Consider the following 13,958-nt stretch of genomic DNA (forward strand, 5'->3'; position numbering starts at 1 on the left):
GTGCATCTGACGGTTCGCCGACCCTTGCGGAGGGCGCCGCACCAAGCAAAGAGCAAGAGCAAGAGCAAGAGGACAGCGATGAAGGCAGTAATTCTGGCGGGTGGTCTCGGTACGCGGATCAGCGAAGAGTCGCACCTCAAGCCCAAGCCGATGATCGAGATCGGTGGCAAGCCAATTCTTTGGCACATCATGAAGCAGTACTCTGTCCACGGGATTCATGACTTCGTGATCTGCCTTGGCTACAAGGGCTACGCGATCAAGGATTTTTTCGCCAACTACTTCCTGCATACCTCAGACGTTACTTTCGACATGCGTAACAACCGCATGGACGTCCACCAGAACTACAGCGAGCCGTGGAGCGTTACCCTCATCGATACCGGTGAGGAAACCATGACCGGTGGCCGACTGCTGCGGGCAGGTCGCTACCTGAAGGATGAGCAGGCATTCTGTTTCACCTACGGTGATGGCGTCTCCGATCTCAATATTCGTCAGTTGGTGGATTTCCACAGCGCTCACGGCAAGCTGGCGACTGTGACGGCGGTGCAGCCTCCCGGTCGCTACGGCGCGTTGGAGCGGGTCGGCGATCAAGTGCTCGGTTTTACCGAGAAGCCTCGAGGTGACGGCGGCTGGATCAATGGCGGGTTCTTTGTACTGTCGCCCAAAGTGCTGTCGTACATCGCCGGTGATGAAACCACTTGGGAGGCGGAGCCATTGGCTCAGCTTGCTGCCCAGGAACAATTGCAGGCGTTCGAACACGACGGCTTCTGGCAACCGATGGACACCCTGCGCGACAAAAATCACCTCGAAGCGCTGTGGCAGAGCGGGGAGGCCCCATGGAAGCAATGGGTCTGAGCCCGCAATTCTGGCGCGGCAAGCGAGTCTTGCTGACCGGCCATACCGGTTTCAAAGGCAGCTGGCTGACGTTGTGGCTGCAAAGTCTCGGTGCCGAGGTCAGTGGCTTTTCGCTTGATCCGTCAACTGAGCCGAGCCTGTTCGAACTGGCGCGGGTGGCTGAAGGCATCAACGATCAACGCGGCGATCTGCGCGATCTGGGCGCCTTGCTGGAACTGATCGCCGACGTGCAACCGGAAATCGTCCTGCACCTGGCGGCACAACCGTTGGTGCGCGAAGGTTATCGCGACCCGCTGGGAACTTACTCCAGTAACGTCATGGGCACTCTCAATCTGCTCGAAGCGATACGCCAGATCGGCGGCGTGCGCGCCTGTGTGCTGGTGACGACTGACAAGGTCTACGCCAACCAGGAGTGGCAGTGGCCTTACCGCGAAAACGAAGCGCTCGGTGGACACGATCCGTACAGCAGCAGCAAGGCCTGTTGCGAATTACTGGCGCAATCCTACGCCGCATCGTTCTTCCCGGCCGAGCGTTATGACAAACACGGTCTGGCTTTGGCTACGGCACGCGCCGGCAATGTACTGGGCGGTGGCGACTTCGCTCCAGAGCGTTTGGTTCCCGATGTGCTCAAGGCCTGGTCGGCGGATGAACCGGTGACCCTGCGTTACCCGCAAGCCGTGCGCCCATGGCAGCACGCCCTGGAGCCATTGGCCGGTTACCTTCAACTGGCCGCCGGCCTTTACGAGCAGGGCCCCGAGTTCGCTGGCGCGTGGAACTTCGGCCCCGGCGAATCCGATATGTGCAGCGTCGGCGAAGTGGTCGAACGGCTCGCCAAGCGCTGGCCGCAAGCGCCTGGCCTGCGCATCGAGCCGAGCGATTTGCATGAAGCCGGCCTGCTGCGTCTGGACAGCAGCCGCGCCCGTCAGCGACTGGCCTGGCAACCGCGCTGGTCGTTGCAGCAATGTCTGGCGCAGACCCTCGATTGGCACTTGGCCTGGAAAAAAGGCGACGACATGCGTGAATTCACGTTGGGTCAGTTGAATCTGTACCGAGGCGTGCTGTGAGCGAGTTTCTGTTGAAAACGTTGCCACTGGCTGGGCTGTTCAGCGTGCAGCACAAACGCTTCGAGGATCAGCGGGGGCACTTCGCTCGACTGTTTTGCGAAGGCAGTCTGAGCGCCTTTGGCCAGCCGTTCCATATTCGTCAGATCAACCATTCCTGTACCCGTGAACGGGGCAGTGTCAGAGGCCTGCACTATCAGAACGCAAGTGTACCGGAAGCCAAGTTGATCACTTGCCTGCGTGGCGAGGTCTGGGATGTGGCGGTGGACTTGCGGCCCGACTCCGAGACTTTCCTGCACTGGCACGCCGAACACCTGCGGGCCGGCGATGGTCGCGGTCTGCTGATTTCGGCCGGATTCGCCCACGGTTTTCAGACGCTGACCGACGATGCCGAGTTGCTCTACCTGCACAGCGCCGACTACACGCCGGAACACGAGGGCGGGTTGTCGGTGAACGATCCACGGCTGGCGATTGCCTGGCCGTTGCCTGTCAATAATCTGTCGGCCAGGGATTCCAGCCATCCCTTGCTCGATGAACACTTCGCTGGAGTACGTCTATGAACTGCCGTGGTTGCGGTACTCCTCTGACCTTGCCGCTGATCGACCTGGGCACCTCACCGCCGTCCAACGCTTATGTGCGCGCCGATCAGCTTGAACAAGCCGAGCAATGGGTGCCGCTGAAGGTTGCGGTGTGTCAGCAATGCTGGCTGGTGCAGACCGAGGATTACACCAGCGCCGACAGCCTGTTCGACGCCGAGTACGCCTATTTCAGTTCGTTCTCCAGCACTTGGCTGGCCCATGCCGAGCGCTATGTGGCAGAGATGGTCGAGCGCTTCGGCCTGACGGCTGACAGCCGCGTGGTGGAAATCGCCGCCAACGACGGATACCTGTTGCAGTACGTGGCCGGGCGTGGCATTCCTTGCCTGGGTGTCGAACCCACGCGCAGCACCGCACAAGCGGCGCGGGAAAAAGGCCTGGAGATTCGCGAACTGTTCTTCGGCTGTGAGACGGCAACGCAGCTGAGCGGCGAAGGTTGGGCGGCAGACCTGATGGCCGCCAACAATGTGCTGGCCCACGTCCCTGACATCAATGATTTCCTCGGTGGTTTCGCGACCCTGCTCAAACCCTCCGGTGTGGCAACGTTCGAGTTTCCGCAGTTGCTGACGCTGATGGCCGGGCAGCAGTTCGACACGCTGTATCACGAGCACTATTCCTACTTGTCCCTGACCGCTGTGCAGACCTTGTGCGAGCGCAATGGCCTGGAAGTGTTCGACGTCAGTCAGTTGTCGACCCACGGCGGTTCACTACGAGTATTCGTCCAGCGTGACGACGGTGATCGCCGCGCCGTGCAGCCGGCGGTTCAGCAGCAATTGCAGGCCGAACTCGCCGCGGGAGTGAAAACCCCCGATTACTACAAGACCCTCGCGCCCGCCGCCGAGCGGATCAAGCACGAACTGCTGCGATTCCTGTTGCAGGCCAGGGCCGACGGCAAGCGTGTGGTCGGTTACGGCGCGGCGGCCAAGGGCAATACGTTGCTCAACTATGCCGGCGTCAAACCGGATCTGCTGGCCTGGGTCGCCGATGCCAACCCGCACAAACAGGGCAAGTATCTGCCGGGCAGTCGTATCCCGATTGTCTCGCCGGCGCAGATCGACATGGAGAAGCCGGATTACGTCCTGGTGCTGCCATGGAACCTGCTGCACGAAGTCAGTGAGCAGTTGGCCCGGGTACGCCAGTGGGATGGCCGTTTCGTGATCGCCGTGCCAGAGTTGATCGTCCTGTGAAAGTTCTGGTTACCGGGGCCACCGGGTTCGTCGGCCGGCATCTGGTTGCAGCGTTGCTCGCCCGTGGCTGTCAGGTACGGGCAGTGGCGCGTAATGCCCAGACCGCTGCCAACCTGCCATGGATCAACGACGTGGAGTTCGTCGCCATGGATGTGCACGCCATCGATCTGGACATTGCCACGCTGACGGAGGGCGTCGATGCCCTGGCGCATCTGGCCTGGCCAGGGTTGCCGAACTATCAGGCGCTGTTTCATTTCGAGCACAACCTGATGGCCGATTACCGGTTCATCAAAAGCATTGTCGAAGCGGGTGTATCGCAGGTAATGGTGACCGGGACCTGTTTCGAGTACGGCATGCAGAGCGGGCCGCTCAGCGAGCTGAGCACGCCGCAGCCGAGCAACGCCTACGGCTTGGCGAAGAATACCCTGCGCCTATTTCTTGAAACCTTGCAGCGCCAGCAGCCGTTCACCCTGCAATGGGCGCGACTGTTTTACCTGCACGGCGCCGGACAGAACCCCGGCAGTCTGCTGGCGGCGCTGGATCGGGCCATTGATGCCGGTGAAGCGACGTTCAACATGTCCGCGGGTGAACAACTGCGTGACTACCTGGCGATCGACACGGCCGCCGGTTATCTCGCCGCGATCTTGTTTCAGCGGCGGTTCGACGGTGTTATCAACTGCGCCAGCGGACAGCCGATATCGGTTCGCGCATTGGTCGAGCAGCGGCTGCGAGAACGCGACGCATCGATCCATTTGAACCTGGGTCATTACCCTTATCCAACCCATGAGCCAATGGCGTTCTGGGGCGATAGCGAGCGACTGCATGAGTTGCTGCTCAAAGAACAAACCCCATCGCTTGATCGAATCGACCTGACGACGTTGGCCGGGCCAGCGATATTTAATATTGAGTGAGATTGGAAAATGACCAAAACAGTGAATGAAGCATTCGAAGCCGAATGCCAGGCTGAAATCGTTGAGCAGGGTGCTAACGCAAAGCTCAAAGACCTGGCCCGTGATTTTTACAACGAATCGGCCAAGCACAAGTACACCTATCACTTTTCCTGGATGGGCCGACCGATTATCCAGCTGCCCCAGGACATGATGGCGATGCAGGAAATCATCTGGCAGGTCAAGCCGGATCTGGTGATCGAGTGCGGCATCGCCCACGGCGGTTCGATCCTGTACTACGCCTCGTTGCTGGAGCTGCAAGGCCATGGCGAAGTGCTGGGTATCGATCGTGATATCCGCGCGCACAACCGTCAGGCCATTGAGGCGCACCCGATGTTCAAGCGCGTGAGCATGATCGAAGGTTCGAGCCTTGATCCGGCAATCGTCGAACAAGTGCGTGCGGCGGCGGCAGGCAAGAAAGTCATCCTGGTGCTCGACTCCAACCACACCCATGAGCACGTGCTCCAGGAGCTGCGTCTGTATGCACCACTGGTCTCGGTCGACAGCTACTGCGTCGTCATGGACACCGTTGTCGAAAACATGCCAGAAGATGCGTTTCCGGATCGTCCGTGGGGCAAGGGTGATAACCCGCGAACGGCTGTCTGGGCCTTTCTCGAAGAAAACCGCGACTTCGAAATCGACCGCCAGATGCATAACAAACTGCTGATCACTGTGGCGGAAGACGGTTACTTGCGTCGTATTCGCTGATCTCGGTTTTTTCAAAGCATAAATAATTGATGGTAGGGAAAGGTGATGCACGTGCAGATCAACGCAGAAAAATTCGGGCCTTTGAGTGAGCGTTTCACGCTGGTACTGATTACTCACAATCGGCCTGCGTTCCTGCAAAGAGCCTTGCAGTACTACAGCAGTTACGCCTGCAAGATTCTGGTTCTGGATTCAACGCCTGAAGCCAATGCGCTCGCGACAGCGCATTTTCCTGACGTGGACTATCGCCATCTTCCCCAATTCAGCTATACCGGCCTGCAGGACAAGGTCACTTATGGTGTCGAGCAAGTCACCACACCGTACATGGTGTTTGCGGCTGATGATGACTTCCTGTTGCACGATGCTATGACGCGGTCAGTCGAATTCCTTGAGGCCAACCCGGATTACGGCTTGTGCCATGGCTACGGCATGATGTATCTGGCCCGCGCTACCGAGGTCAATTACTACCGACGTGATCTTCGGGTGTGCGAGGACTATTCGTCCGAGCTGGGCGAAGAGCGGGTCATGGAATTCATGAGCCAGTTTCTGCCGCCCTTTTATGCGGTGACCCGTACCGATCTGCTGCAACAGTGGTACCGCGCCCTTCCACCGGGTACGAGTTTCGAGTGGCAGGAAATTGGCCACACCTACTATCTGCTGGCCTGTGCCAAGGCACGCATTCTGCCGATTCCATTCGCGGTACGTGAGGTGAACTACGGTGGTTCCGAGCACAACACCAATGTGCTCACTGTACTGACCTACACCGATCCGAAAACCATTGCCGACCGGGATCGCTTCGCGGAGTTTCTGGCGTCCCTACCTACCGGGATCGCCAATCAGGACCCGCAACAGCGCAAACAGATAGCGCTGGACAGCTTCAAGGCCATGGCCGATTGCTTGCTGACCGGTAAGTCGCTGGCCTCCGTACTGGTTTTTCGATCACTGTGGAAACAACATGACGCGGATCCTTCCCGCCGTTTCGGTGAGTTGCAGTTCGTCGAGATGCCTTTCTACAACAAGCCGATGTTCGATCTGCTGACGGAGTTCGAGTTCCTGATTCACGCGATGCCGGCCGGTCGTCTGCAACTTCAGGAGCTGGAAGGCATTCTGCTGCGCCAGCACGAGCTGATGCGCGTCCAGCCTAACGACAACGAGCGCACCTTGCGCGCCCGTCTGTGGGAGGCATTGAGCCTCAACGTGTTCAACCGCTCGGTGGTAAGACGCCTGGCTGAGTTGCTCAAAAGTACCGAAGAGGCAGAGGAAGGTCTGAAGTTGCAGGCCTGGGTCGAGCGCCTGGATTCGGTGCCGGGGCAGGACGACCGTGCATTGTTCAAGAACATGCCGTCCGGGCGTCTGCTCGACTGGCTGGAGTCGCGCAATCCCGATGCTGCGCAGCTACCCGCCATTGCCAGCCACCTGGACGCGCACAATGGCGGCCCGCAGTTCGGGATTTTGCTGTTGGACCTGGACGCGGACATGTTTAAGTTGCAGGCGACTTTCGACAGCCTGGTCAACGGTCATTGCAAGGCCTTCAAGGTGGTGGTCTTCACCACCGGTGAGTTGCCGGCAACCACGTCCGCGCGCGACACCGTGCACTTTGTCAAAGTCAGCGCCGCGAACTATGTGGAGCGAATCAACCAGGCTGTCGCTCAATCCACGGCGGACTGGCTGCTGCTGGCCGAGGCCGGTGACCAGCTCACCTCCAGTGGCTTGCTGCGTGCAAGCCTTGAGCTCATCGGTGCCGAAGGTGTGCGTGCGGTGGCGATGGACGAAATCCAGCGTCAGGAAAACGGTGCCCTGGTGGATGTATTCCGTCCCGGGGTCAACCTCGATTTGCTGCAAACCGTCCCGTCGATGATGGCGCGGCACTGGTTGATCCAGCGTGACGTTCTGGTTCAGGCCAAAGGTTTCTCGCCGGAGTGCACCGATGCTCTGGAGTTCGACCTGTTGCTGCGCTTGATTGAAAACGGTGGCCTGGGTGGCCTGGCACACCTGGCCGAGCCATTGTTGATCTGCAGCGCAAGCGCTACTGAAGAGAACGCCGAGGAACGTCGGGTGCTGACGCGCCATCTGGCTAACCGTGGCTACCGCGGCCAGGTCCGCTCGTCGCTGCCGCCAACCTGGCAGATTGATTACCAACACGCCGAGCGACCACAGGTATCGATCATCCTGCACAGTCAGGACAATCTGGAACATCTGCAACGGGCACTGATCAGTGTGCTGCAACGCACCCGATATCAGCGTCACGAAGTGTTGATCGCCGACAATCACAGCCAGTCACCAGAACTGGCAGCTTGGCTGAGCAGCCTGCAAGGCAAGGGCGAGCGTATTCGTGTCCTGCACAGTGGCCAGCGTCTGAGCAGTTCGGCGCTGCACAACCTGGCGGTCGGTGAAGCCAAGGGTGAATACCTGGTGTTGCTGTCAGCCGAGGCTGAAGTGTTCAACGCCAACTGGCTCGACGCCATGCTTAACCAGGCTCAGCGACCTGAAGTCGGTATCGTTGGCGCCAAATTGATGGACATTCGTGGTGTGACGACTCAGGCCGGTTTGATCCTTGGTCCCAATGGCCTGATCGGGTCGGCATTTGTCGGTGAGCGCAAAGACGCCAAGGGCTATATGTTCGGCCATCAGGTCGAGCAGAACTATTCGGCTGTTTCCGGTGCCTGCCTGATAATCCGCAAGGATCTGTACCAGGCCGTCGGTGGCCTGGACGAAGAGCATTTCGACGAGGCGTTTGCCGATATCGACCTGTGCCTGAAAGTCGCTGATGCCGGTTACCTGACGGTTTGGTGCCCGCAGGCGCAGCTCCTGCACCCGGGCCTGCTGCCAGACGCTCCCCAATTGGCCAGCGCCCTGCGTGACAAGTGGCAAGCGCGCTTCGCTCAGGACGCCGCTTACAACCAGAACCTGGCCCTGACCGGCAAGGGCTTTACCCTTAGCGACGCCTCCAGTGTGAACTGGGCGCAGTTGCTCGCATAAGTCTGGCTGACAGGTAATAGGACTCAAGGCATGTTCAACGGTAAATCGATTTTCATCTCGGGCGGCACCGGTTCGTTCGGGCGCAACTTCATCCGCCGTTTGCTCGAGCAATACCAGCCCAAGCGTGTGGTGGTGTTCTCGCGCGACGAGCTCAAACAGTACGAGATGCAGCAGACGTTCAACGCTCCGTGCATGCGCTACTTCCTGGGCGATGTGCGCGATGCCGAGCGATTGCGCCATGCCATGCGCGGCATCGATTACGTGGTGCACGCTGCCGCGCTGAAACAAGTGCCGGCGGCGGAATACAACCCTACCGAGTGCATTCGTACCAACGTCAATGGCGCGGAAAACATCATCGCCGCCGCCATCGACAATGGCGTGAAGAAAGTGGTTGCGCTGTCCACCGACAAGGCTGCCAGCCCGATCAACCTGTACGGCGCGACCAAGCTGCTGTCGGACAAACTGTTCGTGGCCGCCAACAACATTGCCGGCGAACAGCCGACCCGCTTTGCTGTGGTCCGCTATGGCAACGTGGCTGGCTCGCGCGGCTCTGTGGTGCCGTTTTTCAGCAAACTGATTGCCGACGGCGCAACTGCGTTGCCGATCACCGACGAGCGCATGACGCGCTTCTGGATCAGCCTCGATCACGGTGTGCAGTTTGTGCTCGACAGCTTCGCGCGAATGCACGGCGGTGAAGTGTTCGTGCCGAAGATTCCGTCGATTCGCATTGTCGATCTGGCGCTGGGCATGGCTGAGCACTTACCGCACATAAACGTCGGTATTCGTCCGGGGGAAAAACTCCATGAACTGATGGTGCCGCTGGACGACGCGCGCATGACCCTGGAGTTCGCCGATCACTACACCATTCAGCCGTCGATCCGCTTCACCAGCGTCGATGTGGACTTCGCCGTGGACAAGCTGGGCGAGCAGGGCAAGCCTGTGAGCGAAGACTTCGAGTACCGCTCCGACACCAATCCGCATTTCCTTTCAGTCGGCCAGATCGCCGACCTGCACGCGGAACTGTCGGCATGATTCCCTACGGTCGGCAAAGCCTCGATCAGGCGGACATCGATGCGGTGGTCGCCGTGTTGCAGTCCGACTGGCTGACTCAAGGGCCGACCATCGAGCGTTTCGAGCAGGCCATGGCCGAGCGTTGCCAGGCTGATTTTGCGGTGGCGGTGTGCAATGCCACCGCCGCGCTGCACATCGCCTGCCTGGCGGCGGGACTTGGGCCGGGCGATCGGTTGTGGACCACGCCGAATACCTTTCTGGCCTCGGCCAACTGCGGTCGCTACTGCGGCGCTGAAGTCGATTTTGTCGACATCGATCCGCTGACCTGGAACCTCGACGCCTTTGCCCTGGCGACAAAGCTCGAGCAGGCCGAGCGCGACGGCAAATTGCCGAAGGTGCTGGTGGCGGTGGCGTTTTCCGGTCAAAGCTGCGACATGCGGATGATCGCAGAACTGGCCGAGCGCTATGGTTTCACGGTGATCGAAGATGCCTCCCACGCGGTCGGTGCGTCCTATGCCGGGCGCCCGGTGGGGTGTGGCGAATTTGCGGCGATGACGGTGTTCAGTTTCCATCCGGTGAAGATCATCACCAGTGCCGAAGGCGGTATGGTCCTGACCAATCGCCCGGAACTGGCCGAGCGCCTGCAGCGTCTGCGCAGCCACGGCATGACCCGCGATCCGCAGCAGATGACCGAACCCAGCCACGGTCCCTGGTACTACCAGCAAGTGGAATTGGGCTTCAATTATCGGATCACCGATCTGCAAGCCGCCCTCGGTCTGTCGCAGATGAACAAGCTCGATGGCTTCATCGAGCGCCGTCGTGAACTGGCGGCGCGTTATGACCGGTTGCTGGCGTACTTGCCGCTGACCTTGCCCAGCGCTCAACCCGAGGCCGAGTCGGCGTGGCATCTGTACGTGGTGCGGCTGCAGACGGATCGAATCAGCCTCAGCCACCGGCAGGTATTCGAAGGCTTGCGAGCGGCCGGGATTGGCGTGAACCTGCACTATATTCCGCTGCACTTGCAGCCCTACTATCGCGAACTGGGGTTTGCCGAAGGTGACTTCCCGCAGGCCGAACGTTATTACGCCGAGGCCATCAGCCTCCCGCTGTTTCCTTTGCTGAGCGATGAACAACAGGACGCTGTGGTCGAGCAACTGCGACGGCTGGTCCTTGAGGAGTAGTGACTCTTGAACTGCGTTGCGATCATTCCGGCCCGTGGTGGCAGTAAGCGCATCCCGCGCAAGAACCTCAAACCGTTCGATGGTGTGCCGATGATCGTCCGTTCGATCCGCACGGCACTGGATTCGAAGCTATTCGATCAGGTGATCGTCAGCACCGACGATGAGGAAATCGCCGATGTCGCGCGGGCTCACGGCGCTCAAGTGCCGTTCATGCGTCCCGCGTCGCTGGCCGATGATTTCACCGGCACCGCTGCGGTGATCATGCATGCCTTGAATCAATTGCAACCGTTCGACTATGCCTGCTGCCTCTACGCGACCGCGCCATTGTTGCAGGCGCGGTATCTGCGTCAGGGACATGAATTGCTGGAGCAGCATGCAGACAAGTCTTACGCATTTTCCGTCACCGGTTTCGGCTTCCCGGTGCAGCGCGCCTTGACCCTCGACAAGCAGGGTGCCTTGATCTCGCTCTATCCGGAATTTCGCAACACTCGTTCTCAGGATTTGGCCGAAGCCTATCAGGACGCAGGCCAGTTCTACTGGGGGCGCTGCGAAGCGTGGTTGCGCGGTGATGTGTTGTTCTCCCCGGCGAGCCTGCCGGTGATTCTGCCGCGACACTTGGTGCAGGACATCGACACCCTCGAAGACTGGAAACGTGCCGAGTACCTTTATGCCGCGTTGAAGGCCGGTGGAGAGCTGCAATGAGAGTGCTGATTCGCGCCGACGCTTCGCCGACCATTGGCAGCGGCCACATCGCCCGTTGCCTGACTCTGGCCCGAGTGTTGCGCAAGCAAGGTACGCACGTGGCTTTCGCGTGTCGCCTGTTGCCGGGGCATCGACTGGACAGCCTGGCCGCGGAGGGTTTCGAGACCTTCGCGCTGATGAATCGTTATCCCGATGAAGACCCGCAGCAGGCCATCGAAGCCATGTTGCCATGGCAGGCAGATATCGATGCGTTAGGGCAAGCATTGGAAAACCATCCGGCCTTTGACTGGATCATCGTTGACCACTATGGCCTCGACCATCACTGGCAGACTGCGGCCCGTCGCTGGGCGCCACGGATCGCGGCGGTGGACGACCTCGCCACTCGAATCTACAGCGTCGATCTGCTGCTCAATCAAAATCTGTCGGGTACCCAGGAAGCGTATGCCTCGCTGCTGGCACCCGGCTGCCAGACGTTGCTTGGCCCACGTTTCGCGATGCTGCGCGATGAGTTCTGCTGCCCTGCGATCGAGATCAAGCCTCAGGTCAAGCGCGTGCTGGTGAATTTCGGCGGCTTCGATGCGGCGATGCAGACTCATCATGCGATGCTGGCGCTGGCGGATTTTCATGAGCTGGAGGTCGATTTCGTTGCTGGCGTCGACAACCCGGCCTGGGAGCAGATTCAGAGCCTGGCGGCTTATCGTCCGAATTGGCGCCTGAACAGTTTTATCAGCGATTTCTTTCGGCTGATGACCGAGGCCGACCTGTTTGTCGGTGCCGGTGGCGGCACCAGTTGGGAGCGCGCGGCCATGGGGCTGCCGACGATCTGCATTGCGGTTTCGAATAATCAGCAGGCCAATGGCGAGTTGATGGCGATCTCGGGTGCTCATGTGTTCCTGGGTAATCGCGAGCAGGTCGGCATCGAGCAGTTGCGCCAGGCCATCGCTTTTGTCGCGGGCAATCACGGTTTTCGTCAGAGCCTGGCCGAGCGTTCTCGGCAGTTGGTCGATGGCCGCGGGGCACTGCGAGTGGCGGCAGCACTGGCGGGTGCGGTACTGCAGCTTCGTCGGGCCAATCAGGAAGATGCGCACTTGTTGTTCGAGGGGCGCAATGCCGAGGCGGTACGACGCTGGTCGCTGGACACGCACGTCATCGATTGGCAGCGGCATCAGGTTTGGCTGGCCGCGAGCCTGAGCAATCCGCGCCGGTTGCTGTTGATTGCCGAGGCGGATGATGGCCCGGTCGGCGTGCTGCGTTATGACTTTGACGGCTCTCGGGCCGAAGTGTCGATTTATCTGTTCGAAGGCCGTTTCGGTCTGGGCTGGGGCAGGGCGCTGCTGGTGCGGGGCGAAGCCTTCGTCGCCGCACATTGGCCGCAACTGCAAGCTATCACCGCTCAGGTGTTGCCGGCCAATCAGCCGTCGCTGAAGGTTTTCCGCGAGGCTGGTTTCACCCAGAATGCTTGTGCGTTTACGCGCGTGTTAAAGGATCACCAATGACTAGTTTCAAGATCGGCAATCGCTTGATCGGTGCCGATGCGCCGCCGTTCATCATTGCCGAGATGAGCGGTAACCATAACCAGTCGCTGGATGTGGCCTTGCAGATCGTCGAAGCCGCGGCCAAGGCCGGCGCCCACGCCTTGAAGCTGCAAACCTACACCGCCGAAACCATGACCCTGGACTTGTCCGAAGGTGAGTTTTTCATCAAGGACCCCAACAGTCTTTGGGCCGGCACTTCGTTGTACGCGCTGTACGAGAAGGCTCATACGCCATGGGAATGGCATGCGCCGATTTTCGCCCGTGCCAGGGAACTAGGCATGCTGGCGTTCTCCACACCGTTCGATGACAGTGCGGTGGACTTCCTCGAAAGTCTCGACGTGCCGGCTTACAAAATCGCCAGTTTCGAAAACACCGACCTGCCTTTGATTCGTCGGGTCGCGGCCACCGGCAAGCCGTTGATCATCTCCACCGGCATGGCCAGCATCGCCGAACTTGACGAGACCGTGCGCGCGGCCCGTGAAGCGGGGTGCAAGGACCTGGTGCTGCTCAAATGCACCAGCACGTACCCGGCGACGCCGGCCAACAGCAATGTGCGGACGATCCCGCACCTGCGTGAGCTGTTTGGTTGTCAGGTTGGGCTTTCCGATCACTCGATGGGCGTGGGCGTCTCCGTCGCCGCCGTGGCACTGGGAGCGACTGTGGTGGAAAAACACTTCACACTCGACCGCGCTGCGGGCGGGGTGGATGCCAGTTTCTCCCTGGAGCCGGCAGAGCTTGCCAGTCTGGTAGTGGAAACCGAACGTGCCTGGCAAGCCTTGGGTCAGGTGCAATACGGCGTGACCGAGGCCGAGCAAAAGTCATTGGTGTATCGCCGTTCACTGTACGTCGTCCAGGACATGGTCGCCGGGGACGCCTTCACGGCGACCAATCTGCGGGCCATTCGTCCGGGGCTGGGACTCGCCCCCAAACACGCCGAGCGCCTTATCGGCCGCCGCGCCAAGCAGGACCTGAAGCGCGGTACGCCGCTGGACTGGTCGTTGGTCGAATAACCCTTTGCAGGATTGATTCGGCAATTTAGCGTGACCTGCGAGTCAGAACGCGCATCTTCACTGTATTGTATTGACCGGGGAGATGGCGCCTGACCCTTCGCAGGGTTCAGTGATAGCCCTTTATTCTTCTCGCTGTCGCTCCTTGGCGGGCGGCGGAATGACTGTTTGTCGGCGCCCCTCGATTCCTTGCGA

11 protein-coding genes and 1 pseudogene are annotated in these 13,958 nt (G+C 60.1%); all 12 read left to right on the forward strand.

Features of this window, described 5'->3' with window-relative positions:
• Window positions 1–78 precede the first annotated feature (78 nt).
• The 12 genes and pseudogenes from rfbF (at window position 79) to pseI (ending at window position 13,766) form a co-directional block, all read left to right on the forward strand.
• Window positions 79–852: a glucose-1-phosphate cytidylyltransferase gene (gene rfbF, locus ACNYC6_RS21165; RefSeq protein WP_419709002.1), complete on the forward strand. Its 774-nt coding sequence runs from the start codon at window positions 79–81 to the stop codon at window positions 850–852.
• Window positions 834–1,916, forward strand: coding sequence for a CDP-glucose 4,6-dehydratase (rfbG, locus tag ACNYC6_RS21170; protein ID WP_419709003.1), 1,083 nt, complete (start codon window positions 834–836; stop codon window positions 1,914–1,916). Before rfbF ends, rfbG begins: the two co-directional genes overlap by 19 nt.
• Window positions 1,913–2,473 (forward strand): dTDP-4-dehydrorhamnose 3,5-epimerase family protein, encoded by a 561-nt coding sequence (locus ACNYC6_RS21175; RefSeq protein ID WP_419709004.1) that lies wholly within the window; start codon window positions 1,913–1,915, stop codon window positions 2,471–2,473. The genes rfbG and ACNYC6_RS21175 overlap by 4 nt, the downstream gene beginning before the upstream one ends.
• Window positions 2,470–3,696, forward strand: a complete 1,227-nt coding sequence (locus ACNYC6_RS21180) for a methyltransferase domain-containing protein (RefSeq protein ID WP_419709005.1) — start codon at window positions 2,470–2,472, stop codon at window positions 3,694–3,696. The genes ACNYC6_RS21175 and ACNYC6_RS21180 overlap by 4 nt, the downstream gene beginning before the upstream one ends.
• Window positions 3,693–4,529: pseudogene (locus ACNYC6_RS21185) on the forward strand (NAD-dependent epimerase/dehydratase family protein); the annotation flags it as partial. The gene ACNYC6_RS21180 and the pseudogene ACNYC6_RS21185, both read left to right, overlap by 4 nt.
• A gap of 87 nt (window positions 4,530–4,616) precedes the next feature.
• Window positions 4,617–5,351 carry a cephalosporin hydroxylase family protein gene (locus tag ACNYC6_RS21190; RefSeq protein WP_419709006.1) on the forward strand — a complete coding sequence of 245 codons (735 nt, stop codon included), beginning with the start codon at window positions 4,617–4,619 and terminating at the stop codon, window positions 5,349–5,351.
• Window positions 5,352–5,396: 45 nt separating this feature from the next.
• Window positions 5,397–8,327, forward strand: coding sequence for a TIGR00180 family glycosyltransferase (locus ACNYC6_RS21195; protein ID WP_419709007.1), 2,931 nt, complete (start codon window positions 5,397–5,399; stop codon window positions 8,325–8,327).
• Between the two features lie 30 nt (window positions 8,328–8,357).
• Complete coding sequence (gene pseB / locus ACNYC6_RS21200) at window positions 8,358–9,359, forward strand: UDP-N-acetylglucosamine 4,6-dehydratase (inverting) (protein ID WP_419709008.1); 1,002 nt, start codon at window positions 8,358–8,360, stop codon at window positions 9,357–9,359.
• Entirely contained in the window at window positions 9,356–10,519 is a 1,164-nt protein-coding gene (gene pseC, locus ACNYC6_RS21205) for a UDP-4-amino-4,6-dideoxy-N-acetyl-beta-L-altrosamine transaminase (protein ID WP_419709009.1), read from the forward strand. The genes pseB and pseC overlap by 4 nt, the downstream gene beginning before the upstream one ends.
• A 6-nt stretch (window positions 10,520–10,525) precedes the next feature.
• On the forward strand, window positions 10,526–11,221 hold the full coding sequence (pseF, locus tag ACNYC6_RS21210; RefSeq protein ID WP_419709010.1) for a pseudaminic acid cytidylyltransferase: 696 nt from the start codon (window positions 10,526–10,528) through the stop codon (window positions 11,219–11,221).
• Window positions 11,218–12,717 carry a UDP-2,4-diacetamido-2,4,6-trideoxy-beta-L-altropyranose hydrolase gene (gene pseG / locus ACNYC6_RS21215; protein ID WP_419709011.1) on the forward strand — a complete coding sequence of 500 codons (1,500 nt, stop codon included), beginning with the start codon at window positions 11,218–11,220 and terminating at the stop codon, window positions 12,715–12,717. Before pseF ends, pseG begins: the two co-directional genes overlap by 4 nt.
• Window positions 12,714–13,766 (forward strand): pseudaminic acid synthase, encoded by a 1,053-nt coding sequence (gene pseI, locus ACNYC6_RS21220; protein ID WP_419709012.1) that lies wholly within the window; start codon window positions 12,714–12,716, stop codon window positions 13,764–13,766. The genes pseG and pseI overlap by 4 nt, the downstream gene beginning before the upstream one ends.
• Window positions 13,767–13,958: the final 192 nt, after the last annotated feature.

The sequence above is a fragment of the Pseudomonas sp. NFX224 genome (assembly GCF_048565165.1).
Lineage (GTDB): Bacteria > Pseudomonadota > Gammaproteobacteria > Pseudomonadales > Pseudomonadaceae > Aquipseudomonas.

What these genes read in the sequence shown, in the direction of transcription:
- ACNYC6_RS21190 (WP_419709006.1), top strand. Translation starts at nt 4,617, where the DNA reads ATGACCAAAACAGTGAATGAAGCATTCGAAGCCGAATGCCAGGCTGAA.
- rfbG (WP_419709003.1), top strand. Translation starts at nt 834, where the DNA reads ATGGAAGCAATGGGTCTGAGCCCGCAATTCTGGCGCGGCAAGCGAGTC.
- rfbF (WP_419709002.1), top strand. Translation starts at nt 79, where the DNA reads ATGAAGGCAGTAATTCTGGCGGGTGGTCTCGGTACGCGGATCAGCGAA.
- pseB (WP_419709008.1), top strand. Translation starts at nt 8,358, where the DNA reads ATGTTCAACGGTAAATCGATTTTCATCTCGGGCGGCACCGGTTCGTTC.
- ACNYC6_RS21180 (WP_419709005.1), top strand. Translation starts at nt 2,470, where the DNA reads ATGAACTGCCGTGGTTGCGGTACTCCTCTGACCTTGCCGCTGATCGAC.
- ACNYC6_RS21195 (WP_419709007.1), top strand. Translation starts at nt 5,397, where the DNA reads ATGCACGTGCAGATCAACGCAGAAAAATTCGGGCCTTTGAGTGAGCGT.
- pseG (WP_419709011.1), top strand. Translation starts at nt 11,218, where the DNA reads ATGAGAGTGCTGATTCGCGCCGACGCTTCGCCGACCATTGGCAGCGGC.
- pseI (WP_419709012.1), top strand. Translation starts at nt 12,714, where the DNA reads ATGACTAGTTTCAAGATCGGCAATCGCTTGATCGGTGCCGATGCGCCG.
- pseC (WP_419709009.1), top strand. Translation starts at nt 9,356, where the DNA reads ATGATTCCCTACGGTCGGCAAAGCCTCGATCAGGCGGACATCGATGCG.